A 25,810-nucleotide genomic window follows, 5' to 3' on the forward strand; every position below is an offset into this window, starting at 1 on the left:
CGACAATTCTCCTATGGAAAACGCGCAAGTCACGCCGCAGTGCGTGGTCGCCCTGACCTGGGTGCTGAAGGACACATTGGGCGAGGTGCTGGACGAGTTGACGGAACCGGTGGAATTCCTGGTCGGCGGCGAGGACCTGCTCGCCAAGATCGAGGAGGCCCTGCAAGGCCACGGGGCCGGCGACCGGCTCGACCTGCACCTGGAGCCGGAGGACGCCTTCGGCGAGTACGACGAGCAGCTCGTGTTCCTCGAGCCGCGCCAGCTGTTCCCGGCGGAACTCGAGGAAGGCATGACCTTCGACGGTCTGCCGGCGGGCGCCAATCCCGCCGCGCCGGCCGACGCTCTCTACACCGTCACGGAAATCTATCCCGAGCACGTGGTGCTGGACGGCAACCACCCGCTGGCGGGCATCGCCATCCGGCTGCACCTGAAGGTCGAGGGCGTGCGCGAGGCGACCGAGGAAGAGGTCGGCCGCGGCTCGGCCGGCACCGGCTTCTTCAAGATCGGCTGACCAGGGCCTGGTGCGCCGCCCTAGCCGGCGAGGTAGATCAGGCCGTTCTCGATCCGCACGCGGTCGCCGGCGCGCAGGTTGCCGGTGGCGCTGACGTCGAAGGTGCGCATCGCGCCGGAATCGGTCTGCACCCAGATCCGGTACACCGGGCCGCCGGTGTTGTAGACGCGGTTGCCGCCGGCCATGTGGCTGCCGACGGCTGCTCCGCCGATGGCGCCCAGCACCGTGGCCGCGCCCTTGCCGCCGCCACTGCCGATCTGGTTGCCCAGGACACCGCCCACGATGCCGCCGATGATGGTGCCGACTGGGTCGTTGCCGGTGACGACCGGCTGCCCGTTGCTGACCATCGCCACGTTGGTGATGCGGCCGAATTCGACGACGGTGGCGGTCGGCGCCGGTGCAGTGCCGTACGCCCCCGCAGGCGGGTTGGTCCCGTAGGGATTGGTCGTCGACAAAGGCGACGCCGGATAGTTGTTCGGCCCGTAGGGGTCGGGCGGCACTGCGCAGGCGGCCAAGCTCGCGGCAAGCGCGGCGGCACAGGCCCGCGGCAGGACGCGAATCTTGGCTGGCATGGTGGCCTCGCTGTCTTAGCTGCGGTAGATCACGCCATTCTCGACCTGCACGCGGTCGCCCACTCGCAGGTCGTTGGTGGCGGGCACGTCATAGTAGCGCACTGCCCCGCTTTGCGTCTGGACAGTCACCCGATACGTGGGCTGGGCCGGCGTGGTGCTGCGCCCGACCTGACTGCCCACGGCAGCGCCGCCGGCCGCGCCCAGCACCGTGGCGGCCGTCTGCCCCTTGCCGGAACCGATCTGGTTGCCGACCACGCCGCCGGCGACCGCGCCAATGATGGCGCCCGGGATGCTGGGTCCGCTGCGGGTGGTGGCGCCGGCGATGGATTCGATGCGGGTCACCTGGCCGTATTCCACGCCGGTGGGCGCCGCCGCAACGCTGGCCGACGGGGCGGGGGCTGTCGATGTCAGCGGAACGCTGGAGCCGCATCCAGCCAGCAAGGCGACAAGCGCGCTGCCGCAGGCGATCGAGGCGAGTCGGTAGTTACGCATGGGAAACTCCTTTGATGGCACGGCGCAGCCGAGACGGCTGGCCTTGTTTCCCAATTACAGGACTGTGTTGCTCGACCTGTACCGCGGCCAATGCCGCGCATTGCTGTAGGAGCTCCCGTTTCAAATGGTAGGAGCGTGCAGACAGCCGCGCTCTTAGCCGCGCTCATCGGCTGATCGGGTCACAGCGAATACAGGCCTGCGTCTGCTGATCCGTGCAGGCCCGTACGCGACGGCATGCAGGCCGCTCGGCGGCACCTGCAAGCCACAGACAGGCTGGACCTTCCCGTCAGCGATAGACCACGCCGTGCTGGACTTGCACCATGTCCCCCACGCGCAAGTCGTTGGTGGCGGCCACATCGTAGTAGCGCGTCGCGCCGCCCTGCGTCTGGACGGTGATGCGATACGCCGGCTGCGGCATCGAGGCTGGCGAGCGGCCCCCCTGACTGCCGGCAGCGGGCCCGCCGAGCACCGAGGTGGGGCTGCTCACCGTGCTCGAGGCGGACTGGCTGCCCACGAAACCGGTGGCCACCGCACCAACAATCTCGCCGGGCGCGATCGGCCCGCTGCGCGATGAGATGTCGGTCACCCGCCCATATTCCCAAATTTGGGGTGCCGTACTGGCTGTCGGCACCGGTGCCGCCGAGGCGACGGGCTTGCTGGGGCTGCTGCAGGCGGCGAGCAGAAGGGCCAGCGCTGTGCCGCCGGCGATGGAGGCGAGTCGGGTGGTACGCATGGGGACACTCCTTGTTCGAGACGGCTCCGCCCGTGGCGGCCGACCGCCCTGAATTACAGGCGCGCGACCTTGACCTGCTCCGAAGCCAAGGCCTCGCATCTCTGTAGGAGCCGCCGTGCGAACCCGTAGGACGCCACAGACGCGTCCGTGGCTTCCCGCAAGCGATGTCAGTGCTTACCGGTCGAGCCGTAACCGCCGTCGCCGCGCTGGGTGGCGGGAAACTCGGCGACCACGTTGAACTGCGCCTGGACCACGGGAACGATCACCAGTTGCGCCAGCCGCTCCATGGGGTGCAGGGTGAACTCGACGTCGCTGCGGTTCCAGCAGCTCACCATCAGCTGGCCCTGGTAGTCGCTGTCGATGAGCCCGACCAGGTTGCCCAGCACGATGCCGTGCTTGTGGCCCAGCCCCGAGCGCGGCAGGATCATCGCCGCATAGCCGGGGTCGCGGATCCAGATCGCGATGCCGGTGCCCACCAGCCTCCAGGCGTTGGGCGCCAGGGTGAGCGGCTCGTCGATGCAGGCGCGCAGGTCGAGGCCGGCGCTGCCGGACGTGGCGTAGCTGGGGAGTTGATCCGTCATGCGCGGATCGAGGACTTTCAAGTCGATTTTCATAGGTGATTGGCGATCTGGGCGACGAGTGCGCGCGCCAGTTGCAGTTTGGGGGCGCGCGGCATCTCGAACGAACCCTGGTCGTCGATCACCAGCAAGGCGTTGTCCTCGGCCCCGAAGGTGGCCGGCCCGATGTTGCCCACCAGCAGCGGCACGCCCTTGCGCAGGCGCTTGGCCTGGGCGTTCGCGGCGAGATCCTGGCTTTCGGCAGCGAAGCCCACGCAGAACAGCGCGCCCGATTTGGCACGCGCCGATTGCGCGACGGTGGCGAGGATGTCCGGGTTCTCAGTGAAGGCCAGTGCCGGCGCCTGGCCGGAGCCGTCCTTCTTGATCTTGTGCTCGCTGGCGGTCGCGGGCCGCCAGTCGGCCACCGCGGCGGTGGCGATGAAGACGTCGGCGCCCTCGGCTTCGGGCTGCGTCGCGGCCATCATGTCGCGCGCCGAGCGCACGTCGATGCGCGTGACGCCGCGCGGCGTGGCCAGGCTCACCGGGCCGGCCACCAGCGTGACCTGCGCGCCGGCCTCGCGCGCGGCACGGGCGATGGCGAATCCCATCTTCCCGCTGGACAGGTTGGTGATGCCGCGCACCGGGTCGATGGCCTCGAAGGTCGGGCCGGCCGTGATCAGCACCCGCTTGCCCGCCAGGCGCTTGGGCTGGAAGAAGGCGACCAGGTCCTCGAGCAGTTCGGGCGGCTCCAGCATGCGGCCGTCGCCGGTCTCCCCGCAGGCCTGGAAGCCGGTGCCCACCCCGAGGATGTGCGCGCCGTCCGCGTCGAGCTGTTTCATGTTGCGCTGCGTCGCCGGATGGGCCCACATCTCCCGGTTCATCGCCGGCGCCAGCAACAGCGGCACCTTGCCGATCGGCCGCGCCAGGCACATGAGGCTCAGAAGGTCGTCGGCGCGCCCGTGCAGGAGCTTGGCCATGAAGTCGGCGCTGCAGGGCGCGATCAGGATGGCGTCGGCTTCGCGCGACAGGTTGATGTGCGGCATGTTGTTCGGCTCGCGGCTGTCCCACTGGGATCCGTACACCGGCCGGTTGGAAAGCGCCTGCATGGTGACGGGCGTGATGAACTGCTCCGCCGCCTCGGTCATCACCACCTGCACGGTGGCGCCCTCCTTGATCAGGGCGCGGCATAACTCCGCGGCCTTGTAGCAGGCGATGCCGCCGGACAGGCCCAGGACAATGTGTTTGCCCGCCAAATCGTTCATGAGGTCGAATTTAGCAGAGCGCCCACCCTCTGGATGAACTGGATACACATGCGTATAGAATCTCGCTTTACCACCTCCCGGAAGCTCAGGTTTCCGGCCATGACATGACCAAATTCGTCTTCGTCACCGGCGGTGTGGTGTCTTCCCTGGGCAAGGGAATCGCCTCTGCCTCTCTCGCCGCGATCCTCGAATCGCGCGGCCTCAAAGTCACCCTCATCAAGCTCGATCCGTACATCAACGTCGACCCGGGCACGATGTCGCCGTTCCAGCACGGCGAGGTGTTCGTGACCGACGACGGCGCGGAGACCGACCTGGACCTGGGGCACTACGAGCGCTTCGTGACCACCCGCATGGGCAAGGTCAATAACTTCACCACCGGCAAGATCTACCAGTCGGTGCTGGAGAAGGAGCGCCGCGGCGACTACCTGGGCAAGACGGTGCAGGTCATTCCGCACGTCACCAACGAGATCCAGGAGTTCATCCAGCGCGGCGCCGGCGTGGGCGGCGCCACGGCGGCCGACGTCGCCATCGTGGAAATCGGCGGCACGGTCGGCGACATCGAGTCCCTGCCCTTCCTGGAGGCAGCGCGGCAAATGAGCCTGCGCCTGGGGCCCAACCAGGCGGCCTTCGTCCACCTGACCTATGTGCCCTGGATCGCGGCCGCCGGCGAGCTCAAGACCAAGCCGACGCAGCACACGGTGCAGAAGCTGCGCGAGATCGGCATTCAGGCCGACGCCCTGCTGTGCCGCGCCGACCGCAAGATTCCCGAGGACGAGCGCGCCAAGATCTCGCTGTTCACCAACGTGCCCGAGTGGGGCGTGATCTCCATGTGGGACGTGGACACCATCTACAAGGTGCCCCGCATGCTGCACGAGCAGGGGCTGGACGGCCTGATCTGCGACAAGCTGCGCCTGAACACGCCGCCCGCCAACCTCAAGCGCTGGGACGACCTGGTGTACGAGACCGAGCATCCGCAGGGCGAGGTGGCCATCGCCATGGTCGGCAAGTACGTGGACCTGTCGGACAGCTACAAGTCGCTGAACGAGGCGCTCAGGCACGCCGGCATGAAGAATCACGTGCGGGTGAAGATCGACTACGTCGACTCCGAAACGATCACGCCGGACACCGTCAACTCGCTGGCCCGCTTCGACGCGGTGCTGGTGCCCGGCGGGTTCGGCAAGCGCGGCATCGAAGGCAAGGTGGCGGCGGCGCGCTTCGCCCGCGAGCATCAGGTTCCCTACCTGGGCATCTGCCTGGGCATGCAGGTGGCCACCATCGAGTACGCCCGCCACGTGGCCGGCATCGCCGAGGCCAACAGCACCGAGTTCGAGCCCCGCACGCCCAACCCCGTGATCGCGCTGATCACCGAATGGGAAGACGCCGACGGCACGATCAAGACCCGCAACGAGAACTCCGACCTGGGCGGCACCATGCGCCTGGGCGCGCAAAGCTCCGACGTCGCCAAGGGCACGCTGGCGCACAAGATCTACGGCGACGTCGTCAACGAGCGGCACCGCCACCGTTACGAAGCCAACGTCAAGTACCTGGACCGCCTGCGCGCGGCGGGGCTGGTGATCTCCGCGCTGACGCAGCGCGAGCACCTGACCGAGATCGTCGAGCTGCCGCAGGACGCGCACCCCTGGTTCATGGGCGTGCAGTTCCACCCGGAATTCAAGTCCACGCCCTGGGATGGCCACCCGCTGTTCAACTCGTACATCAAGGCGGCTTTGGACCACCAGGCCGAGGGCAAGACATCGGGCAAGACACCTCTGAAGGTCGTGGCATGAAACTGTGTGGATTCGATGTGGGCCTCGACAAGCCCTTTTTCCTGATCGCGGGACCCTGCGTCGTCGAGTCCGAGCAACTGCAGATCGACACCGCCGGCCAGTTGAAGGAAATCACCACCGCGCTGGGCATTCCCTTCATCTTCAAGAGCAGCTACGACAAGGCCAACCGGACGTCGGGCACCAGCTTCCGCGGACCGGGCATGGAACTCGGGCTGGAGATCCTGGCCAAGGTGAAGAAGGAGCTGGCCCTGCCGGTCATCACCGACGTGCACACCGAGGCCGAAGTGCCCGAGGTCGCCAAGGTCGTGGACGTGCTGCAGACGCCCGCCTTCCTGTGCCGCCAGACCGACTTCATCCGCGCCGTCGCGCAGTCAGGACGCCCCGTCAACATCAAAAAGGGGCAGTTCCTCGCGCCGCACGAGATGAAGAACGTGATCGACAAGGCGCGCGCGGCCGCCCGCGAGAAGGGCCTGGCGGAAGACAGCTTCATGGCCTGCGAACGCGGCGCGAGCTTTGGCTACAACAACCTTGTGTCGGACATGCGCTCGCTGGCGATCATGCGCGAGACCGGGGCGCCGGTGGTGTTCGACGCCACCCACTCGGTGCAGCTGCCGGGCGGCCAGGGCACCAGCTCGGGCGGCCAGCGCGAGATGGTGCCGGTGCTGGCGCGCGCGGCCGTGGCCGTGGGCGTGGCGGGCCTGTTCATGGAGACGCATCCCGATCCGGCCAAGGCCCTGAGCGACGGGCCGAACGCCGTGCCGCTCAAGCACATGAAGGCGCTGCTGGAAACGCTGGTGGCGCTCGATGCCGTGACCAAGAAAAACGGCTATCTCGAGAGCCGTTTCACCGCCTGACAAGGAAGACCGCATGGCCGCGCCCGCGTACCTGATCGTCACGATGCACATCACGAACCCGGAGCAGTACAAGCAGTACATGGCCAAGGCGCCCGAGGCCGTCAAGGCCGCCGGCGGCGAGTACCTGGTGCGCGGCGGCCGCCATGAAGTGTTGGAAGGCGACTGGCAGCCGCACCGCGTGGCGATGCTGCGCTTTCCGAGCTACGAGCAGGCCAAGGCCTTCTACGACGGCGAGATGTACACGTCCGCGCGCAAGCTGCGCGCCGGCACCACCGACTACTTCAACATGGTGCTGGTCGAAGGCGTGGCCGCCCCCGTCTGACAAAGAATCCCAACCATCCCAAGAGAAACTTGAATGAGCGCAATCGTTGACATCGTCGGCCGCGAAATCCTGGATTCGCGCGGCAACCCCACCGTGGAATGCGACGTGCTGCTGGAGTCCGGCACCATGGGCCGCGCGGCCGTCCCCTCGGGCGCGTCCACCGGCTCGCGCGAGGCGATCGAACTGCGCGACGGCGACAAGAGCCGCTACCTGGGCAAGGGCGTGCTCAAGGCGGTGGAGCACATCAACACCGAGATCTCCGAATCGGTGCTGGGCCTGGACGCCTCCGAGCAGGCCTTCCTGGACAAGACCCTGATCGACCTGGACGGCAGCGACAACAAGGGCCGCCTGGGCGCCAACGCGACGCTGGCCGTGTCGATGGCGGTGGCGCGCGCCGCCGCCGAGGAGTCCGGCCTGCCGCTGTACCGCTATTTCGGCGGCATGGGCGGCATGCAGCTGCCGGTGCCCATGATGAACGTGGTCAACGGCGGCGCGCACGCCAACAACAACCTCGACCTGCAGGAGCTGATGATCATCCCGGTGGGCGCGCCCAGCTTCCGCGAAGCCCTGCGCTACGGCGCCGAGGTGTTCCACGCGCTCAAGAAGATCATCCACGACAAGGGCATGAGCGTGGCCGTCGGCGACGAAGGCGGCTTCGCGCCCAATGTCGCCAACCACGAGGCGGCCATCGGCATGATCCTGCAGGCCATCGAGGCCGCGGGCTACCGTCCCGGCGAGCAGATCGCCCTGGGCCTGGACTGCGCCTCCAGCGAGTTCTTCAAGGAAGGCAAGTACCACGTCGAGGCCGAAGGCCTGACGCTGGATGCCGGCGAGTGGACCAACATCCTGGCCAGCTGGGCCGACAAGTACCCGATCATCAGCATCGAGGACGGCATGGCCGAAGGCGACTGGGACGGCTGGAAGCTGCTGACCGAGCGCCTGGGCAAGAAGGTGCAGCTGGTGGGCGACGACCTGTTCGTCACCAACACCAAGATCCTGAAGGAAGGCATCGACAAGGGCATCGCCAACTCGATCCTCATCAAGATCAACCAGATCGGCACGCTGACCGAGACTTTCGCCGCCATCGAGATGGCCAAGCGCGCCGGCTACACCGCGGTGATCAGCCACCGTTCGGGCGAGACCGAGGACTCCACCATCGCCGACATCGCCGTGGGCACCAACGCCGGCCAGATCAAGACCGGCTCGCTCTCGCGCTCGGACCGCATGGCCAAGTACAACCAGCTGCTGCGCATCGAGGAAGACCTGGGCGACATCGCCTCCTACCCGGGCCGCGCCGCCTTCTACAACCTGCGATAAGTGGCAAACCGACTGGTCCCGGCTTTCCTGATCGCGCTGCTGCTCGTCGTGCACGCGCAGCTGTGGTTCGGCCGTGGCAGTGTCGGCAGCGTGTCCTCGCTGCAGCAGAAACTGCAGGCGCAGAAGGCCGCGAACGTGCAGTCGCAGCAGGCCAACGACCGGCTCGCCTCCGAAGTGCGGGACCTGAAGGAAGGCCTGGAGATGGTCGAGGAAAAGGCACGCGCGGAGCTGGGCATGGTCAAGCCCAACGAGGTCTTCGTCAACATCACGCAGTCCAAGTGATACCTTGGGCGGCGTGATGGATCAGTTCCGTCGGGACGCGTCCTGAAACGGCGGGCCTGGGTGGGCGGTCCCCTGCTCAGCCGCAAACGGAATCAGAGGCTGTGAAGATCGCCCTCCTGGGAGCCGAGAGCACCGGCAAGAGCACCCTCGCCGTGGAATTGGCTGCGCACTTCAATGGCCTGGGCCGGCGCGCGGTGGCGGTGCCGGAGGCGCTGCCGGCATGGAGCGAGCGCCAGCAGCGCGCGCCCCGCCCCGAAGAGCAGATGGCGATCGCGCAGGAGCAGGAGCGGCGCGTGGATGAGGCCGTGGGAACGGCCGAAGTGGTCATCGCGGACACCACGGCGCTGATGGTCGCCATCTACGGCGCGATGCTGGTCGAGGACGGCGGCCTCTACGGCTTTGCGCTCGAGCGCCTGCGCACCTACGAGCATTGCCTGCTCACCGGCCTGGACCTGCCCTGGACCGGCGACGGCCTGCAGCGTGACGGCCCGCAGGTGCGCGAGCCTGTGGATGCGCTGGTGCGCGCGGCGCTGCTCACGGCGCAGGTGCCGTACCGCGTGGTCTACGGGCACGGCGGCGAGCGGCTTCGCAATGCCCTCCTGGCCATCGGCGAACCGAGGGAAACGGGCAGGAGCGAACGCCCCTGGACCTGGCTTTGCGACAAGTGCTCCGATCCCGACTGCGAGCACCGGCTGTTCTCGCGGCTTCGCTCCTGAAGAACAGTCGCCAGCGATGCTGCTGGCAACAGCTTGTTGCAGCAGCGTGAGGCAGGAAGTCAGAGCATATCGGTGCCGCCGGCGGGGTGCGCGGGCAAGCGTTGTGCCGCGGCCGCCGGACCGGCCAGGAGAGCGCAGTGATGAACCAGGTCCCCTTTCGCGCAGCTTGCATCGTAGGCGCCTTCGGCTGCCTGATCGTATCCGGCTGCACCAGCATGCCCCAGGACTATGTTGCCGTTGACGGATCCACCGCCGCCATGGGCGCGCCGGGCATGAGCGCCGCGGACCGCCGGTTCGCATTGGTCGCTGCCGGCACGACCCGTTACGACGTGCGGGCCTCCGAACTGGCGATGAGCGAGGCGGCGGATCCACGCCTGCGAGACTTCGCGCGGATGGTGGCGCAGGACCAGCAGGCGTCGAGCGAGGAACTCCTGTCGCTGCTCCGTGCGCGCGGCATCGAGCCGCGCAGTGGTCTGCCACCGGCCAAGCAGGAGGCCATGAGCAGCCTGGCGGCGCGCGACAACGGCCAGTTCGACAACCAGTACATGCGCACCGTGGGCATGCGGGACAACGTCTCCGACATCGTGCTGCTCGAACAGACCGCGTCCAGCGCCAGCGATCCGGCATTGCGTGCCTGGGCCGAGAAGAATCTGCCGAAGCTGCGCGCGCGCCAGACGGCCGCGCAGGAGCTCTCGAAGACAATGATCGGCTGGGATCCGATCGAGTAAGACCGCTGGCCGCTGCCGGCGGCGGCTACTGGACCCCGCCGCTGACCGGCGGCTGGTCGCCCGGCGCGGCGAACAGCTGCGCCGCATCGACGGCATCGAAGCGGTAGTGCTGGCCGCAGAAGTCGCAGCCGACTTCGATCTCGCCGCGCTCGGCCACGATGCCGTCGGCCTCTTCCCGCCCCAGCCCGCGGATCATGCTGGCCACGCGCTCGCGGCTGCAGGTGCAGGCAAATCGCGGTTGCTGCGCCGGAAAGCGCAGCAGCTTCTCTTCCCAGAACAGGCGCCGCAGCACCGTGTCGACATCCAGCCCCAGCAATTCCTCGCGCGTGAGGCTGCGCGCCAGCGTGGCAATGCGGTTGTAGTCCTCGTTGCGTCCGATCTCGTCCACGTATTCGGGGTCGGATTCCAGATTCCCGCGCCGGCTTGCCAGGTCGCCGGCCAGGTTGGCCTCGCCCGCGGCGGGCAGGCGCTGTATCAGCAGGCCGGCGGCGACCTTGTCGTCCGCCGCTATGACCAGCGTGGTGTCGAGCTGCTCGGACTGCAGCATGTAGTGCTCCAGCACCTCACTCAGGTTCTGGATCTTCTCGCGGTGGTCGCCGTACAGCGGCACCATGCCCTGGTAGGGCTGCTGGCCCGGCATCTTGCCCTGCGGATCGAGCGTGATGGCGCAGCGCCCCTTGTTGCCCACGTTCACCATCTGCGCCAGGCGCGCATCGGCGGCCACCTCACCCACCACCTTGGCGGTGGCGCGCAGGCGCAGGTCATGCTGCACTTCGGCGACCGCCAGCTTGACCGGGCCGTCACCGAAGATCTGCAGGACCAGCGCGCCGTTGAACTTGATGTTGGACTGCATCAGCGCGCCGGCGGCTGCCATCTCGCCCACGAGTTCGGCCACTGCAGAGGGCCATTCGCCCGCGCCGCCCTCCCGGCGCCGCGCCAGGATCTCGGTCCAGGCGTGCGTCAGCCGCACGATGCTGCCGCGCACCGGCAGCCCGTCGAACAGGAATCGATGCAACTCGCTCAAAATACGTCAGCCGATCTTCTTGAGCCCGCGCGCGAAGCGGGGCGCGTTTTCGACGTAGTGCCCGGCACCGGCGGCCGCCATCCGGATCTGCTCTTCGCTCAGCGTGCGCACGACCCGGGCCGGGCTGCCGATGATCAGCGAGTTGTCAGGGAACTCCTTGCCTTCGGTGATGACGCTGCCGGCGCCGACGATGCAATTGCGCCCGATCTTCGCGTCATTCAGGATCACCGCCTGGATCCCGATCAGCGAGCCGTCGCCGATCGTGCAGCCGTGCAGCATCACCTGGTGGCCGACGGTGACGTTGTCGCCGATGGTCAGCGGCTTGCCGAAATCGGCATGCAGCACGGACAGATCCTGCACGTTGCTGTTGCGGCCGATCCGGATGGATTCGCAGTCGCCGCGCACCACCGTGCCGAACCACACGCTGGCGTTCGCACCGAGCTGGACGTCGCCGATCACCTCTGCACTGTCAGCGACCCATGCGCCTTCGCCGAGTTGTGGGGACTTGCCGTCGAGTTCGTAGAGCGCCATGGTGTTCCGGGGTGAAAACTTGGTGTCCTGTGTCAGAAATAACTGGCATTTCGCTGTGCCGTATCGGGGCGCAGGCAAGGCGCGGGCGCGGGTCAAGCCTGAGCGGCTTGACCCGTGACCGCAACGCGGCATGCGCCCCGATACGGCACAGCCCGGAGGGTTCGGCGCCTGCGGGGCCCTCGCCGGGCGCCCCGAAGGGGTCAAGACGCCCAGTCTTGACCCCTTCGGGCCACCCGCCGATCATCCCCGCAGGCATCCGAACGAAATGCCAGCTATTTCTGCCACAGGACACCCGATTGTAGGTATGGAGCTTCGACAGCAGGCGCTGCAGGTCCTTTGCATCGCCAACCCCGACACCAAAGTGGCGCAGGTGCGCGAACTGCAGGGCCGTGCCGCTTCACTTTTGATAGCAGCCGAGGCCCGGCAGCCGACGGCGCCCTTGCCCGGCCGGCCGAGCCGGCCGGAGCTGGTCCACCCCGCCCGGGTGCCGCGGCGCTCGCCGTCCAAGCCCGAAGGCCTGGCCGCGCTGTTGCACGCGATCGCGCACATCGAGTTCAACGCCATCAACCTGGCGCTGGACGCGGCCTGGCGCTTCGACGGCATGCCGCGCGAGTTCCACCTCGACTGGGTGCGCGTCGCCGCCGAAGAGGCCTTGCACTTCAGCCTGCTGCAGGAACACCTGCGCAGCCTGCACCATGAGTATGGCGATTTCGTGGCGCACGACGGCCTGTGGGCCATGTGCGAGAAAACCAGGGACGACATCGTCGCGCGCATGGCACTGGTGCCGCGGACGCTGGAAGCGCGCGGGCTCGATGCCACGCCCCTCATCCAGGACAAGCTGCGCCGGGTCGGCACGCCGCCGGCGCTGCGCGCGGTGGAGATCCTGGACGTCATCCTGCGCGACGAGGTCGGGCATGTGGCGATCGGCAATCACTGGTACAAGTGGCTGTGCGCACGCGACGGGCTGGAGCCGGTGCCGCACTACGGCCGGCTGGTCGAGCGCTACGCCGCGCCGCGGCTGCATCCGCCCTTCAACGAGGACGCCCGCCGGCGCGCGGGCTTCAGCGATGAGGAACTGGCCTGGCTGGAAACGGGTTTCTCCGAAGAGGCGCTGCGCCCTCTCCCCATCCCGGACGATTGCCGCTGATCCGGTGCGGCTGCGAGTCGCGCACCGGCGGTGTGAATCGGGTTCATGCATCCATGAACAGCCGTCGTTTGTCGCCGCGCTCCGCATGCCCCATCATTGGCGCCATTGCATTCCCCTTGGAGGCATCCCATGCTCGACAGGACCCGGCGCGTGTCCGTCTACCAGCCCACCCAGCCCGGGCTGAAATTCCCGGAGATCCCGGAATTCCAGACGCCTGCCGAGACGCGCCGGCATCGCAAGGAGCGCTTGGCCGCCGCCTGCCGGGCGTTCGCCCAGCAGGGTTTCGACTACGGCTTCGCCGGCCACCTCACGGTGCGGGATCCGGAGCACCCGGAGCTCTACTGGACCAACCCGATGTGCGTGCATTTCTCCCAGGTGAAGGTGTCCAACCTGATCCTGGTGGACCATGAGGGCCAGGTGCGCGAGGGCGAGTACGCGGTGAATCGCGCCGGCTTCGTGCTGCACGCCGCAGTGCACGAGGCGCACCCCGACATCCTGGCGATGTGCCATGCGCACACGGTGTACGGCACTGCCTTCGCGTCGCTGGGCAAGAAGCTCGAGCCGATCACGCAGGATGCCGCGGCCTTCTACGAAGATCATGTCGTCATCGGCGAGGAAGCCGGCCAGGTGGCCGTCGAGGTCCAGGGCGGCAACCGGGTCGCGAATGCGTTCAAGGGGGTCAAGGCCGCGATCCACCAGAACCACGGCCTGCTGACCGCCAGCCGCCACAGCATCGATTCAGCGGCATTCTGGTTCATCGCGCTCGAACGCTGCTGCCGGCAGCAGCTGATGATCGACGCCACCGGCATCGCGCCCAAGCTGGTGTCGCCGGAGCGCGCACGCTACAGCCGCGAGCATGTGGGCAGCGACTACATTGGATGGCTGCACTTCCAGACCATCTACGAGCACCTGGCGCAGACCGAGCCCGACCTGTTCGATTGAGCGGGAGCGCGTCTCGCCCGTCTCGTCATCGATGAGGAGCATCATGATGAGCGATGACCCTTTCGACCTGCAGCGCTTCGTCGCCGCGCAGGATCCCCTGTTCGATGGCGTGCAGGACGAACTGCGGCAGGGCCGCAAACGCACGCACTGGATGTGGTTCGTCTTTCCGCAGCTGGCCGCGCTGGGCGCCAGCCCCACCGCCAAGCACTACGGGATCGCCTCGCTGGATGAAGCGCGCGCCTACCTGGCGCATCCGGTGCTGGGGCCGCGTCTGCGCGCCTGCTGCGAACTGCTGTTGCAGCTGGAGGGCCGCACCGCGCACCAGGTGTTCGGCTACCCGGACGAACTGAAGCTGCGCTCCTGCCTCACGCTGTTCGACCGCGCCGCCGGCGGCGCCCCGCTCTTTGCCCGGTGCCTGGACAAGTACTACGCGGGCCAGCCCGATGCGGCCACCCTGCAGCTGGTCCACTGATTCAAGTGGATTTCACCCGCGCGGATGATGCTGCGCGTGCAGCTGCTTGAGCCGTTCGCGGGCCACATGGGTGTAGATGGTGGTGGTGGAAATGTCGGCGTGGCCCAGCAGCATCTGCACCGCCCGCAGGTCGGCCCCGTGATTGAGCAGGTGCGTCGCGAAGGCGTGGCGCAGGGTGTGCGGCGACAGCGGTGAGTGGATGCCGGCCTCGCCCGCATATTTCTTCACCAGCTTCCAGAACATCGCGCGCGTCATGCCCTTGCCGCGCCCGGTGACGAACAGGTCCTCGGTCTGCCGGCCGGCCAGGATCACCGGGCGGCCGGCGGCCAGGTAGCGGCCCAGCCAGTCGCGCGCGACCAGGCCGAAGGGCACCAGCCGCTCCTTGCCGCCCTTGCCCATGACCCGCAGCACGCCTTCGTTCATCCCCAGGTGGAAGGTCTTGAGCGACACCAGCTCGCTCACCCGCAGGCCGCTGGCATAGATCAGCTCCAGCATGGCGCGGTCGCGCAGGCCCAGCGGGGCCTCCTCGTCGGGCGCCGCCAGCAGCGCCTCCACCTGCGTCTCGGTCAGCGTCTTCGGCACGCGCAGGGGCTGCCTGGCCGCCTGCAGGCGCAAGGTCGGATCGGACGCGATCAAACGCTCGCGCAGCGCCCAGCGGAAGTAGCGGCGCAGCACCGTCAGGCGGCGGTTCGCCGTGGTCGACTTGGTCTGGGCGTGACGGGCCGCGAAGTAGCCGTTGATGTCGGCTTCGCTGCTGCTGTCGATCGCCCGGCCCTGCGCGCCCAGCCACTGGCCGTAGAGCGACAGGTCGCGCCGGTAGGCGGACAGGGTGTTGCGGGACAGGCCCTCCTCCAGCCAGAGGGCGTCGATGAAGGTGTCGATGGAGCCGGCACTCGCGCTCATTCGAAAACCTCCGCCCTGCGGGCTGCGGCGCCATGAGCCTCCGGAACGGCCGTTCGGCTCATGGCGCGATTGTGACGCGGCTCAAGCGTGAATCAATCCAGCTTCAGCTTCGCGCTCTCCACCACCTTCTTGTACACAGCGTATTCGGCCTTGATCTGCTCGCCGAACTGCTGCGGCGTGTTGCCGATCACGAGGGAGCCGGTGTCTTCGATGCGCTTGCGCACGGCCGGGTCCTGCAGCGCCTTGGTGATGCCCTCGTGGAGCTTGGCCACCACGTCGGCCGGCATGCCCTTGGGCCCGTAGATGCCGTAGTAGGCCATGCGGTTGACCGGCTCCAGGCCCACTTCCTGGAAGGTGGGAACGTTGGGCAGTTCCTTCAGGCGCTGCGGCGCGGCCACCACGATGGGGATCAGGCGGCCTTCCTTGATGAAAGGCAGCGCCGAGGGCAGGTTGTCGAAGATCATCGGAACCTGTCCGGCGACCGTGTCGTTCAGCGCCGGCCCCGCGCCGCGGTACGGGATGTGGGTGACGAAGGTGCCCGACATGGTCTTGAACAGCTCCATCTGCAGGTGGCCGATGCCGCCCGTGCCGGATGAAGAATAGGAATAGCGGCCCGGCGCACGCTTGAGTTCGGCGATGAAGGCCTTGTAGTCCTTGGCCGGGAAGCTCGGGTGCACCGCGATCACGTTGGGCGTGGCCGCAATGTTGGTGATGGGCGTGAAATCGGTGAGCGGGTTGTACGGGATCTTGGGATTGATCGCCGGGTTGGCCGCCGTCGTCGACACGGTGGCCATCCCCAGCGCGTAGCCGTCCGGCGTGGCACGCGCCGTCTCGGTGGCGCCGATCACGCCGCCCCCGCCGGCCTTGTTCTCGACCACGACGCTCTGCCCCAGCGCCTTGCCCAGCGGCTCGGAAATGACCCGGGCGACGATGTCGGTCGTGCCGCCCGGGGCGAACGGGACCACCAGCTTCACCGGCTTGTTGGGATAGGCGGACTGCGCCAGGACGGGCCCCGAGGCGGCCACCAGAGCCGCGGCACCGGCGGCGAGCCATTGACGGCGTTTCATGCTTTCTCTCCTGAGGTTCGGTTGGAATCTTTCCAAGGATGGTATGGGCGATTCGTTCCGGCTGGATTGCTGGAATCCACATCAGGGATAACCCGGTGACCCTGCGATATGCTCGAGCCGTGAACTTCGCCCAGCTCCTGTTCCCCGATTTTTCATTGATCCTGTGCGGCTACCTGGTGTGCCGCTACACGGCCCTGAATCGCGCGGTGTGGGAGAAGGTCGAAAGCCTCGTCTATTTCTTCCTGTTCCCCGTCCTTCTGTTCCAGTCGATCGTCAGGAATCCGCTAGATCTGGGCGAGGCGTCCAGCCTGATCGTGGCCGGCCTGCTCATGGGGTCTGTCGCGATCGCCTTGTCGTACGGCCTGCCGTACCTGCCGGTGATCGGGCGGCACATCGACCGGCGCGACCACGCCGCCGCCGCGCAGGTCGCCTTTCGCTTCAATTCGTTCATCGCGCTGGCGCTGGCGGAACGGCTGGCGGGCGCGCGCGGCCTGCAGTTGATCGCGGTGCTGATCGGCGTCTGCGTGCCGCTGTTCAACGTCGGCGCCGTCTGGCCGATGGCGCGGCACGGACAGACCGGATTCCTGCGCTCGCTGCTGCGCAATCCGCTGATCGTGGCCACGGCGGCCGGGCTGGCGGCCAACCTGCTGGGCTTCCGGATGCCCGGGTGGCTGGAGCCCACGGTCAATCGGATCGGCGCCGCATCACTCGCCATGGGACTGATGGCCGCCGGCGCCGGCCTGCAACTGGCGAGCCTGGCGAGCAACAAAGTGCTGACCGTCGGTGTGCTCGCCATCCGCCACTTCATCGTGCCGCTGGTCGCGCTCGCGCTGGCTCTGGCGCTGCGGCTGGATGCCGTGCAGACCACCGTGCTGCTGGCGTTCTCGGCCCTGCCCACCGCCTCCAGCGCCTACGTGCTGGCTTCGCGCATGGGCTACAACGGCGCCTACGTGGCCGGCCTGGTCACCTTGTCCACCCTGCTGGGACTGGCGAGCCTGCCCTTCGCGCTAGGCGTGCTGCGATAGCAACGCTGAATGAGTCCTCGCCAGGACGCGCGCCTCGCACTTGTTCAGCCTTGCCCCAGCGCCCAGGCCACGTGCTCGCGCACCAGCGCGCTTGGATGGTCGGCGCGCGCCTGCAGCGCCGCGCGCAGCGACGGGTCGCCGCTCGCGCGCAGGGCGTTGCCCAGGGCCACCGCGATGTTGCGCAGCCAGCGTTCGTGGCCGATGCGGCGGATCGGGCCGCCTTCGGTGCGCCGCAGGAACTCCTCCTCGCTCCAGGCGAAGAGGTCGGCCAGCTGCCCTCCCGCCAGTCCCTCGCGCTCGTCGAAATCGGGCAAGGCGCTGCGCTGCGCGAACTTGTTCCAGGGACAGGCCAGTTGGCAGTCGTCGCAGCCGTAGATGCGATTGCCCATGAGCGGCCGCAGCGCCTCGGGGATCGCGCCCGCGTGCTCGATCGTCAGGTAGGAAATGCATCGCCGCGCGTCCAGCCGCCCGGGGCCGACGATCGCCTGCGTGGGGCAGATGTCAATACAGGCCGAGCAGCTGCCGCAATGCTCGGTGACCGGCAGGCTTTCGGGCAGCGCGATGTCCACATAGATCTCGCCGAGGAAGAACATCGAGCCGGCTTCGCGGCTGAGCACCAGCGTATGCTTGCCGCGCCAGCCCTGCCCGCTGCGGGCCGCCAGCTCGGCTTCGAGCACCGGGGCGGAGTCGGTGAACACGCGGTGGCCGAACGGGCCCACCGCCTGCGCGATGCGCTCGCTCAGCTTCTGCAGGCGTGAGCGCAGCACCTTGTGATAGTCGCGGCCGCGGGCATAGGCCGAGACCACGCCCTCCCCCGGCCGCTTCAGGCGGTCGAACTCGATCGCCTGCCAGCCCTCGGGGGTAGTGCGGGGCAGGTAATCCATGCGGGCGGTGATCACGCTCAGGGTGCCCGGCACGAGCTCGGCGGGACGGGCGCGCTTCAGGCCATGCGCCTGCATGTAGTCCATTTCGCCGTGATAACCGTTGGATAGCCAGGCGAGCAGGCCGGCTTCCGCGGAAGACAGGTCGACGCCGGCCACACCAATTTGGGAGAATCCCAGCCCGTGGGCCCAGCCCCGGATGTCAGTCACCAGTTGAGGACCGTTGACCTGAGCGCTCTTGAACGTCACCCGCCGATTGTAGGAAGCACGGTCCAGGCGCTGGTCTGGCCGGGCGAGGAAGCCACGCGAGCCTACGCGGCCCGGCTCGCGGCGCGTCCGGCGATCGCCAACGCCTTCATCGAGCTGCAGGGCGAGCTCGGGGCGGGCAAGACCACGTTGGTGCGGCACCTGTTGCGCGCCCTGGGCGTGCATGAGCGCATCAAGAGCCCCACCTACACCGTGATGGAGCCCTACGAGACGGCTGGCCTCCGGATCTTCCACTTCGACTTCTACCGCTTCCACGATCCGCGCGAATGGGAAGACGCCGGCTTTCGCGACGTGTTCGGCGGCCCCGGACTGAAGATCGCCGAATGGCCGGAGAAGGCAGCCGCGGTGCTGCCGGTCGCCGACCTCGTGATCCGCCTCGAGGCGCAGGCCGACGAGACGCGCCTGGTCACGCTGCGGGCCCAGTCCCCCACCGGCCAGGAGTTGATCCTGTGAGGCGGCGCGAGCTGTTGCACGGGGGCTCCCTTGCGCTGCTCCTGGGCACGGCGCAGATCGCGCGCGGCGCCACCATCGTGGCGGTCCGCGTCTGGCCCGCGCCCGACTATTCGCGGGTGACCATCGAGTCGGACGCGCGGCTCAGCATCACGTCGACGCAACTGGCGGCGCCGCCGCGGCTGGCGGTGGACATCCAGGGCCTGGACCTGAGCCCGGAACTGCGCGAGCTCGTCGGCAAGGTGCAGACCGACGACCCCTTCATCGCGGGCATTCGCGCGTCGCAGCACCAGCCCGGCGTGGTGCGCATGGTGGTCGACCTGAAGCAGGCGGCCGTGCCGCAGGTGTTCACCCTCCAGCCGGTCGCCGCCTACCAGCATCGCCTGGTGTTTGACTTCCATCCCGTCAAGACCGTCGATCCGCTGGAGGCGCTGATCAACGACCGGCTGCGCGACCGGCCGCTGCCCCCGCCCTCGCCGGCCGCCGACCCCCTGGGCGAACTGATCGCCAGGCAGCTGGAGCGGCCGGCGCCGCCGACGCCCTTCGAGCCGGCGCCCACGGTCCGGCCGCAGAAGACCGACCGGCTGATCATCATCGCGCTCGACGCCGGGCACGGCGGCGAGGACCCCGGCGCCGTCGGCCCCGGCGGCACGCGCGAGAAGGACGTGGTGCTGCAGATCGCGCACCGGCTGAAGGCACGCATCAACGCCAGCGGCGTCAACGGCAACCCCATGCGCGCCTTCCTCACGCGCGACGCCGACTTCTTCGTGCCGCTGCACGTGCGCGTGCAGAAAGCCCGGCGCGTGCAGGCCGACCTGTTCCTGAGCCTGCATGCCGATGCCTTCTTCACGCCGTCCGCCCGCGGCGCCAGCGTGTTCGCCCTCAGCCGCAACGGCGCCTCCAGCAGCGCCGCGCGTTGGATCGCCGACAAGGAGAACAAGTCCGACCTGATCGGCGGCATCAACGTGCGCAGCCACGATGCGCAGGTCGCCCAGGCGATCCTCGACATGAGCACCACCGCGCAGATCAAGGACAGCCTCAAGCTCGGCGGGGCCCTGCTGGGCGAGATCGGCAACGTCGGCCGGCTGCACAAGCCGCAGGTGGAGCAGGCGGGATTCGCCGTGCTCAAGGCGCCCGACATCCCCAGCGTGCTGGTGGAGACCGCCTTCATCAGCAACCCCGAAGAGGAAGCGCGTCTGCGCAGCGAGGCCTACCAGGAGCAGCTGGCCGACGCGATCATGCGCGGCATCTACCGCTATTTCTCGGCCAACCCGCCGCTGGCGCGCAGCCGCAGCGTCTGAAGGCCGTTGGCGGCGCCCGGGTTCAGGCGGCGGGCTTGGCCTTGCGCCGTGCCTTCCACGCGCCCAGCAGGATGATGAAGCCGGGGATCAGGATCATCGCCCAGATGATCTTGTCCAGGTTGCTCTGCACCCAGGGCACGCTGCCGAACAAGTAGCCGGCCGTGATGATGCCGCACACCCACAGCGCGCCACCGGTCACGTCGTAGAAGGTGAACTTGGTGCGGGTCATCAGCGCCACGCCCGCCACGAAGGGCGCGAAGGTACGCAGGAAGGGCATGAAACGCGCCACCACGATGGTGATGCCGCCGTACTTCTCGTAGAAGGCATGCGCCTGGTCGAAGGCATGCCGGTTGAAGAAGCGCGAGTCCTCCCACTGGAATACCTTGGGCCCGAAGTAGCGCCCGATCGTGTAGTTGCTCTGGTTGCCGGCCACCGCGGCGGCCAGCAGCAAGGCCATCGACAGCGGATAGCTCATGAGGCCAACGCCGCACATGGCCCCGACCACGAATAGCAGCGAGTCGCCGGGCAGGAAGGGCATCACCACCACGCCGGTCTCGACGAAGATGATGAGAAACAGCAGCGCGTACACCCAGGTGCCGTAATTCAGGATGAATGTTTCGAGATGCTTGTCGACGTTCAGGATGAAGTCGACAAGGAAGGCAAGCAATTCCATGGCGGGGCATTATCTCAACCTGAAAACCTGCCCCTGGCGAATTTTTTGGCGATCGATTCCTACAATGCCGGCGTGAGTGCCGTTCTTTCACCCGTCCCCCGCCGCCCGATTCGCGAACTTCCGGATGAGCTGATCAGCCAGATCGCGGCCGGCGAAGTGGTGGAGCGCCCGGCGTCGGTGGTGCGCGAGCTGGTGGACAACGCGCTCGATTCCGGGGCTTCGCAGGTCACCGTGCGCCTGCTGGCGGGGGGCGTGCGGCTGATCGCGGTGGAAGACGACGGCTGCGGCATCGCCCGCGAGGAGCTGCCGCTGGCGCTGCGGCGGCATGCCACCAGCAAGATCGCTTCACTGGGCGACCTGGAGTCGGTGGGCACCATGGGTTTCCGCGGCGAGGCACTGGCCGCGATCGCCTCGGTGTCGGAACTCGGCCTGTTGTCGCGCACGGCCAGCCAGCCGAGCGCCTTCCTGCTCGACAGCCGCAGCGGCGAGTTACGCCCGGCTGCCCGCGCCACCGGCACCAGCGTGGAGGTCAAGGAGCTGTTTTTCAGCACGCCGGCACGCCGCAAGTTCCTGAAATCCGACGCGACCGAACTCGCGCATTGCATCGAAGCCGTCCGGCGCCACGCCCTGGCGCGGCCCGACGTGGGCTTTGCCGTGTGGCACGAGGGCAAGCTGCTGGAGCAGTGGCGCGCCGGCACGCCCGAGCAGCGCCTGGCCGACGTGCTGGGCCACGATTTCATCGAGCAAAGCGTCACGCTGGCCTACGCCGCCGGGCCGATCCGCATCACCGGCCGCGCCGGCGTCCCGGATGTGGCCCGGTCGCGCGCCGACCAGCAGTTCGCCTATGTGAACGGCCGTTTCGTGCGCGACAAGGTGCTGGCGCACGCGGTGCGCAGCGCCTACGAGGACGTGCTGCACGGCCAGCGCCAGCCGGTCTATGTGCTGCACATCGAGATCGACCCGGCCCGGGTCGACGTCAACGTGCACCCCACCAAGATCGAAGTCCGGTTCCGCGACAGCCGCGAAGTGCACCAGGCCGTGCGGCGGGCGGTGGAGAACGCCCTGGCGGCACCCCGTGCCGGCGGCCCGGCCGCACCGGCCCTGCCGACCGAGCCCGCCGCGGAAGCGCCCGCGCCCTTCATGGCCTGGACCCAGCCAGGCATGGACCTGTCCGCCGCGGGCCATCGCGTGTCGGACCTGGACGCGCTCTGGCAGCCTGCGGCCCAGGCCCGCGATGGCGACGCCGCCCGGGACGCCGCCGAGCCGCCGCCGCCGGCACTCCCGGCGGGGGACTGGCCGCTGGGCCGCGCGCTCGCGCAGCTGCAGGGCATCTACATCCTCGCGGAGAATGCCGATGGCCTGGTGATCGTGGACATGCATGCGGCGCACGAGCGCATCGTGTATGAGCGGCTCAAGCGCCAGGTGGACGCCAGCGCCGTCGCCAGCCAGCCGTTGCTGATCCCGGCCACCTTCGCGGCCACGCCGCAGGAAATGGCGACCGCCGAAGCATGCCCGGAAGCGCTGGGCATGCTGGGGCTGGAGGTGGCGCCGTTCTCGGCGAAGACGCTGGCGGTGCGCGCCGTGCCGACCACCCTGGCGCAGGGCGACCCGGTGGAACTGACCCGCGCCGTGCTGGCCGAGCTGGCTCAGCACGAGGCGTCCACCGTGATCCAGCGCGCCCGCAACGAGCTGCTCGCCACCATGGCCTGCCACGGCGCGGTGCGCGCCAACCGCAAGCTGACGCTGGAAGAGATGAATGCGCTCTTGCGGCAGATGGAGGAAACGGAGCGCTCCGACCAGTGCAACCACGGCCGGCCCACCTGGCGCCAGCTCGCCGTGCGTGACCTGGACGCGCTTTTCCTGCGCGGACGCTGAACTTTTTTGCCCCGCCTGGACTCAGCGCAATAAGAACAAGCATGAAACGCCGGACAGCCATCGCCGCCCTCGCCCTGACTGCCGTGATCGCCGTGGGCTGCGCCACGCTGGACGAGCGGCAGCGCAGCTGGATCTTCCAGCCCAGCAACGCGAGCTGGGGCAATTCCGCCGCGCAGGCCCAGGACATGCAGGACGTCTGGATCGAGTTCGACTCCAAGGTCACCGGCGACAAGGTGAAGCTGCATGGCCTGTGGATGGCCGCCGAGGGCCGCCCGGATGCCCCGGTGCTGCTCTACCTGCACGGCGCGAAGTGGAACGTGGCGGGCTCCGCGCCGCGTATCCGGCGCGTGCACGGCCTGGGCTTTTCGGTGCTCGCCATCGACTACCGCGGATTCGGCAGGAGCTCCGGCGGGCTGCCTTCGGAGGACACCGCCTACGAGGATGCGCGCGCCGCCTGGGGCTGGCTGGCGGCGCGCTATCCGCAGCACGCGCGCTACATCTTCGGCCATTCGCTGGGCGGCGCGGTCGCCATCGACCTCGCCTCGCAGGTCGATGACGAGCGCGGCACCATCGTCGAAGGCACCTTCACCTCCATCCCGGACGTGGTCAGCAGCATGAAGTGGGGCTGGCTACCGGTCGGCCCGCTGATCACACAGCGCTTCGAGTCGATCAGCAAGGTCGCCAAGGTCGGCTCGCCGCTGCTGGTGGTGCATGGCGAGAACGATCGCCTGATCGACAGCGAGCTCGGCCGCAAGCTCTACGAAGCCGCGGCCGGCCAGAAGCGCTTCCTGCTGGTCGAAGGCGCTTCGCACCACAGCACCATGGCGCTGGGATTGGCCAGGTACCGCGAGGCCCTCGCCGACCTCTACAGCCTGAAGTAGCGCACCGGGCATTGACGCGGGGCAGGCTTGGCGCCGGCAGGGTTCTGCTACCCTCGCCGCACATGCCCGCTGCCTCCTCGTCCGCCGACCGCGCCCTGGCTTCCGCGCCTGCGATGTCGCCAGTTCTGGTGGTGCTGGTGCTCTCGCTGCTGCTGGGCATCCAACCGGTCACCACTGACCTCTATCTGCCGGCGCTGCCGGCGCTCACCGAAAGTTTCGGCGCACCGGTCTCGCAGTCGCAGCTGACGCTCACCACGCTGCTGCTGGCCTTCGGGCTGTCGCAGCTGGCCTGGGGGCCGCTTTCCGATCGCTTCGGGCGCCGCCCGGTCCTGCTGCTGGGCCTGGGCGCCTACACCGTCGCCTCGGTCGGCGCAGCGCTGGCCGGGTCGATGACGCTGCTGGTCGTCTGGCGCACCGTCCAGGGCGCGGCCATCGGCGCCACGGTGATGGGCGCGCGCGCCATCGTGCGCGATCTGTTCGCGCCGGAGGCCGGCGCGCGTGCGCTGTCGAAGGCGCTCACCGGCCTGGGTGTGATCGCCTGCCTGTGCGCGCCCGTCGGCGGCCTGCTGACCGACCTGTTCGGCTGGCGCTATGCGCTGGGCGCCCTGGCGGTGTTCGGCGCGGCAACGCTGGCGCTGGTGGCGACGCGCTTCGAGGAGACCGTGTCGCGCAAGAACCCGGCGGCCCTGCATCCCGGCACGCTGCTGCGGACCTGGCTCACCGTCCTGCGCCACCCGAGCTTCATCGCCTACTCGGCGCTGTCGGTGGCCACCTACGCCGGCCTGTTCACCTTCCTGGGCTCGTCGTCCTTCATATTCATCAAGGTGCTGGGCTACACCCGCACGCAGTACGGCCTGGCGATGTTTGCCACCGCCTTCGTCTACATCCTCGGCACCGTCCTGTGCCGCCGGCTGCTGCCGCGCCTGGGCATCAAGCGCTCGGTGGCGCTCGCCGGCGCGGTGTCGCTGGCGGGCGGCACGCTGCTGGGCGTGCTGGCGCATGCGGGCGTGCAAAGCGGCTGGGCGATCCTGGCGCCCTTCCTGCTGTACATGCTGGGGCACGGGGTGCACCAGCCCTGCGGCAACAGTGGCGCCGTCGGGCCCTTCCCGCACGCGGCCGGCGCCGCCTCGGCCCTGAACGGATTCCTCATGATGCTCACCGCCTTCGCCGTCGGCGGATGGATCGGCCCGCGGCTGGACGGCACGGTGTTTGCGCTCACGGATGGCGTGTGGTTCTGGAGCGTGTGCATCGCGCTGGTGGCATGGACCCTGGTCAGGCGGCATGGCGGGCCTTCGTGAAACGCGCGCGATCGCGCTGGCGGGTCCGACCGCCGCGGGCAAGACGGCCGCGGCCCTGGCGATCGCCCGCGAGCACGACGCCGAGATCATCAGCGTCGATTCGGCGCTGGTGTTCCGCGGCATGGACATCGGCACCGCCAAGCCGACGGCGGCCGAGCGCGACGCCCTGCCGCACCACCTGATCGACATCCGCGATCCGAGCCAGAGCTACAGCGCTGCCGAGTTCACCGCCGATGCGGCGCGGCTGGTGCGCGAGATCAATGCGCGTGGCCGGCTGGCGCTGCTGGTGGGCGGCACCATGCTGTACTTCAAGGCCTTCTTCGAGGGGCTGGACGCCATGCCGGCGGCGCAGCCGGAAATCCGCGCCCGCCTCGAGCAGGACGCCGCCAGCCGGGGCTGGCCGGCGCTGCATGCGGAGCTGGCGCAGTCCGACCCGGTGACCGCCGCGCGCCTCGCGCCCAACGATGCGCAGCGCATCCAGCGTGCGCTGGAGGTGCTGCGCGCCACCGGGCAGCCGATCTCGAGCTTTCACGGCCGCAAGCAGGGCGGCCACGGGCCCATCCCGCTTTTCTCGCTCGAGCCGCAAGAGCGCGCCTGGCTGCATGAACGCATTGCCGGGCGTTTCGATGCGATGCTTGCCGCCGGTTTCCTCGACGAAGTGCGGGCGCTGCGCGCGCGGGGCGACCTGCATGCCGATCTGCCCAGCATGCGCTGCGTCGGTTACCGCCAGGCCTGGGAGGCGCTCGATGGCCTGTGGCCGATGGCGCAGCTGCGCGACAAGGGCATCTTCGCCACCCGCCAGCTCGCCAAGCGGCAGCTGACCTGGCTGCGCGGCATGGCCGAACGCCACGTGATCGCCTGCGACGCGCCGGATGCGCAGCAGCAACTGTTGCGCCAGGTACGGGAGCTGCCATGAGCTGCACGGCCGCTCCCGCTCCGA

29 protein-coding genes are annotated in these 25,810 nt (G+C 68.6%); 18 read left to right on the top strand and 11 right to left on the bottom strand.

What is annotated here, in order from left to right:
- Positions 1-13 precede the first annotated feature (13 nt).
- Positions 14-511, top strand: coding sequence for an FKBP-type peptidyl-prolyl cis-trans isomerase (locus UC35_RS02205; RefSeq protein WP_061495759.1), 498 nt, complete (start codon positions 14-16; stop codon positions 509-511).
- Positions 512-531: 20 nt separating this feature from the next.
- On the opposite strand, the gene UC35_RS02210 is transcribed toward UC35_RS02205, so the two are convergent.
- The 5 genes from UC35_RS02210 to coaBC all read right to left on the bottom strand — a co-directional run bounded on the left by UC35_RS02210 (position 532) and on the right by coaBC (position 4,127).
- Entirely contained in the window at positions 532-1,083 is a 552-nt protein-coding gene (locus tag UC35_RS02210) for a glycine zipper 2TM domain-containing protein (RefSeq protein ID WP_061495761.1), read from the bottom strand.
- 15 nt (positions 1,084-1,098) lie between these two features.
- Complete coding sequence (locus tag UC35_RS02215) at positions 1,099-1,575, bottom strand: glycine zipper 2TM domain-containing protein (protein ID WP_061495763.1); 477 nt, start codon at positions 1,573-1,575, stop codon at positions 1,099-1,101.
- A 286-nt stretch (positions 1,576-1,861) separates the two neighbouring features.
- Positions 1,862-2,308, bottom strand: coding sequence for a hypothetical protein (locus UC35_RS02220; RefSeq protein WP_145979309.1), 447 nt, complete (start codon positions 2,306-2,308; stop codon positions 1,862-1,864).
- Between the two features lie 167 nt (positions 2,309-2,475).
- A complete protein-coding gene (dut, locus tag UC35_RS02225) occupies positions 2,476-2,922 on the bottom strand; it encodes a dUTP diphosphatase (protein WP_061495767.1) in 447 nt (148 codons plus the stop codon).
- Complete coding sequence (coaBC, locus tag UC35_RS02230) at positions 2,919-4,127, bottom strand: bifunctional phosphopantothenoylcysteine decarboxylase/phosphopantothenate--cysteine ligase CoaBC (RefSeq protein ID WP_061495769.1); 1,209 nt, start codon at positions 4,125-4,127, stop codon at positions 2,919-2,921. The genes dut and coaBC overlap by 4 nt, the downstream gene beginning before the upstream one ends.
- Positions 4,128-4,231: 104 nt before the next feature.
- Between coaBC and UC35_RS02235 the strand changes: the two genes are divergently transcribed.
- From UC35_RS02235 to UC35_RS02265, 7 genes are all read left to right on the top strand, one after another.
- Positions 4,232-5,914, top strand: a complete 1,683-nt coding sequence (locus UC35_RS02235) for a CTP synthase (protein WP_061495771.1) — start codon at positions 4,232-4,234, stop codon at positions 5,912-5,914.
- Entirely contained in the window at positions 5,911-6,768 is an 858-nt protein-coding gene (gene kdsA / locus UC35_RS02240; RefSeq protein WP_061495773.1) for a 3-deoxy-8-phosphooctulonate synthase, read from the top strand. Before UC35_RS02235 ends, kdsA begins: the two co-directional genes overlap by 4 nt.
- A 13-nt stretch (positions 6,769-6,781) precedes the next feature.
- Entirely contained in the window at positions 6,782-7,090 is a 309-nt protein-coding gene (locus UC35_RS02245) for a DUF1330 domain-containing protein (RefSeq protein ID WP_061495775.1), read from the top strand.
- 33 nt (positions 7,091-7,123) lie between these two features.
- Positions 7,124-8,407 (top strand): phosphopyruvate hydratase, encoded by a 1,284-nt coding sequence (gene eno, locus UC35_RS02250; RefSeq protein ID WP_061495777.1) that lies wholly within the window; start codon positions 7,124-7,126, stop codon positions 8,405-8,407.
- Complete coding sequence (locus tag UC35_RS02255) at positions 8,408-8,689, top strand: septum formation initiator family protein (RefSeq protein WP_061495780.1); 282 nt, start codon at positions 8,408-8,410, stop codon at positions 8,687-8,689.
- A gap of 101 nt (positions 8,690-8,790) precedes the next feature.
- A complete protein-coding gene (locus UC35_RS02260) occupies positions 8,791-9,405 on the top strand; it encodes an AAA family ATPase (protein ID WP_061495782.1) in 615 nt (204 codons plus the stop codon).
- A 140-nt stretch (positions 9,406-9,545) separates the two neighbouring features.
- Positions 9,546-10,133: a DUF4142 domain-containing protein gene (locus tag UC35_RS02265; protein ID WP_145979310.1), complete on the top strand. Its 588-nt coding sequence runs from the start codon at positions 9,546-9,548 to the stop codon at positions 10,131-10,133.
- Between the two features lie 25 nt (positions 10,134-10,158).
- Here the strand turns inward: UC35_RS02265 and UC35_RS02270 are convergent, their stop codons facing one another.
- Together UC35_RS02270 and UC35_RS02275 are read right to left on the bottom strand one after the other, a co-directional pair.
- On the bottom strand, positions 10,159-11,157 hold the full coding sequence (locus UC35_RS02270; protein WP_061495785.1) for an Hsp33 family molecular chaperone HslO: 999 nt from the start codon (positions 11,155-11,157) through the stop codon (positions 10,159-10,161).
- A 6-nt stretch (positions 11,158-11,163) separates the two neighbouring features.
- On the bottom strand, positions 11,164-11,688 hold the full coding sequence (locus UC35_RS02275) for a gamma carbonic anhydrase family protein (protein WP_061495787.1): 525 nt from the start codon (positions 11,686-11,688) through the stop codon (positions 11,164-11,166).
- 304 nt (positions 11,689-11,992) lie between these two features.
- On the opposite strand from UC35_RS02275, the gene UC35_RS02280 reads away from it, so the two are divergent.
- The 3 genes from UC35_RS02280 to UC35_RS02290 all read left to right on the top strand — a co-directional run bounded on the left by UC35_RS02280 (position 11,993) and on the right by UC35_RS02290 (position 14,249).
- On the top strand, positions 11,993-12,835 hold the full coding sequence (locus tag UC35_RS02280; protein ID WP_061495790.1) for a ferritin-like domain-containing protein: 843 nt from the start codon (positions 11,993-11,995) through the stop codon (positions 12,833-12,835).
- A 129-nt stretch (positions 12,836-12,964) separates the two neighbouring features.
- A complete protein-coding gene (locus UC35_RS02285; RefSeq protein WP_061495793.1) occupies positions 12,965-13,777 on the top strand; it encodes a class II aldolase/adducin family protein in 813 nt (270 codons plus the stop codon).
- 46 nt (positions 13,778-13,823) lie between these two features.
- Positions 13,824-14,249 (top strand): DUF1810 domain-containing protein, encoded by a 426-nt coding sequence (locus UC35_RS02290; RefSeq protein WP_227820434.1) that lies wholly within the window; start codon positions 13,824-13,826, stop codon positions 14,247-14,249.
- A 12-nt stretch (positions 14,250-14,261) separates the two neighbouring features.
- Here UC35_RS02290 and xerD read toward each other — a convergent pair whose 3' ends face one another.
- Both xerD and UC35_RS02300 read right to left on the bottom strand, forming a co-directional pair.
- Positions 14,262-15,152 carry a site-specific tyrosine recombinase XerD gene (gene xerD / locus UC35_RS02295; protein WP_061495797.1) on the bottom strand — a complete coding sequence of 297 codons (891 nt, stop codon included), beginning with the start codon at positions 15,150-15,152 and terminating at the stop codon, positions 14,262-14,264.
- A 92-nt stretch (positions 15,153-15,244) separates the two neighbouring features.
- On the bottom strand, positions 15,245-16,219 hold the full coding sequence (locus UC35_RS02300; protein WP_061495799.1) for a tripartite tricarboxylate transporter substrate binding protein BugE: 975 nt from the start codon (positions 16,217-16,219) through the stop codon (positions 15,245-15,247).
- A 119-nt stretch (positions 16,220-16,338) separates the two neighbouring features.
- Here UC35_RS02300 and UC35_RS02305 point away from each other — a divergent pair, with 119 nt between their 5' ends.
- Entirely contained in the window at positions 16,339-17,244 is a 906-nt protein-coding gene (locus UC35_RS02305) for an AEC family transporter (protein ID WP_061495801.1), read from the top strand.
- Between the two features lie 44 nt (positions 17,245-17,288).
- On the opposite strand, the gene queG is transcribed toward UC35_RS02305, so the two are convergent.
- Positions 17,289-18,326: a tRNA epoxyqueuosine(34) reductase QueG gene (queG, locus tag UC35_RS02310; protein WP_082793481.1), complete on the bottom strand. Its 1,038-nt coding sequence runs from the start codon at positions 18,324-18,326 to the stop codon at positions 17,289-17,291.
- 27 nt (positions 18,327-18,353) lie between these two features.
- Here queG and tsaE point away from each other — a divergent pair, with 27 nt between their 5' ends.
- Both tsaE and UC35_RS02320 read left to right on the top strand, forming a co-directional pair.
- On the top strand, positions 18,354-18,845 hold the full coding sequence (gene tsaE, locus UC35_RS02315) for a tRNA (adenosine(37)-N6)-threonylcarbamoyltransferase complex ATPase subunit type 1 TsaE (RefSeq protein WP_061503638.1): 492 nt from the start codon (positions 18,354-18,356) through the stop codon (positions 18,843-18,845).
- Complete coding sequence (locus UC35_RS02320) at positions 18,842-20,143, top strand: N-acetylmuramoyl-L-alanine amidase (RefSeq protein ID WP_061495803.1); 1,302 nt, start codon at positions 18,842-18,844, stop codon at positions 20,141-20,143. The genes tsaE and UC35_RS02320 overlap by 4 nt, the downstream gene beginning before the upstream one ends.
- Before the next feature lie 22 nt (positions 20,144-20,165).
- Here UC35_RS02320 and UC35_RS02325 read toward each other — a convergent pair whose 3' ends face one another.
- Positions 20,166-20,816: a VTT domain-containing protein gene (locus UC35_RS02325; RefSeq protein WP_061495805.1), complete on the bottom strand. Its 651-nt coding sequence runs from the start codon at positions 20,814-20,816 to the stop codon at positions 20,166-20,168.
- A gap of 72 nt (positions 20,817-20,888) precedes the next feature.
- Between UC35_RS02325 and mutL the strand changes: the two genes are divergently transcribed.
- The 4 genes from mutL to miaA all read left to right on the top strand — a co-directional run bounded on the left by mutL (position 20,889) and on the right by miaA (position 25,786).
- Positions 20,889-22,691 (top strand): DNA mismatch repair endonuclease MutL, encoded by a 1,803-nt coding sequence (mutL, locus tag UC35_RS02330; RefSeq protein WP_061503640.1) that lies wholly within the window; start codon positions 20,889-20,891, stop codon positions 22,689-22,691.
- Positions 22,692-22,732: 41 nt separating this feature from the next.
- A complete protein-coding gene (locus UC35_RS02335) occupies positions 22,733-23,572 on the top strand; it encodes an alpha/beta hydrolase (RefSeq protein ID WP_061495807.1) in 840 nt (279 codons plus the stop codon).
- Positions 23,573-23,634: 62 nt separating this feature from the next.
- Positions 23,635-24,870, top strand: a complete 1,236-nt coding sequence (locus UC35_RS02340; protein ID WP_227820435.1) for a multidrug effflux MFS transporter — start codon at positions 23,635-23,637, stop codon at positions 24,868-24,870.
- Positions 24,854-25,786 carry a tRNA (adenosine(37)-N6)-dimethylallyltransferase MiaA gene (gene miaA / locus UC35_RS02345; RefSeq protein WP_061495809.1) on the top strand — a complete coding sequence of 311 codons (933 nt, stop codon included), beginning with the start codon at positions 24,854-24,856 and terminating at the stop codon, positions 25,784-25,786. The genes UC35_RS02340 and miaA overlap by 17 nt, the downstream gene beginning before the upstream one ends.
- The last annotated feature ends 24 nt before the right edge of the window (positions 25,787-25,810 follow it).

Origin of the sequence: Ramlibacter tataouinensis (genome assembly GCF_001580455.1) — a bacterium.
In the GTDB taxonomy this organism is placed as follows: Bacteria; Pseudomonadota; Gammaproteobacteria; order Burkholderiales; family Burkholderiaceae_C; genus Ramlibacter; species Ramlibacter tataouinensis_B.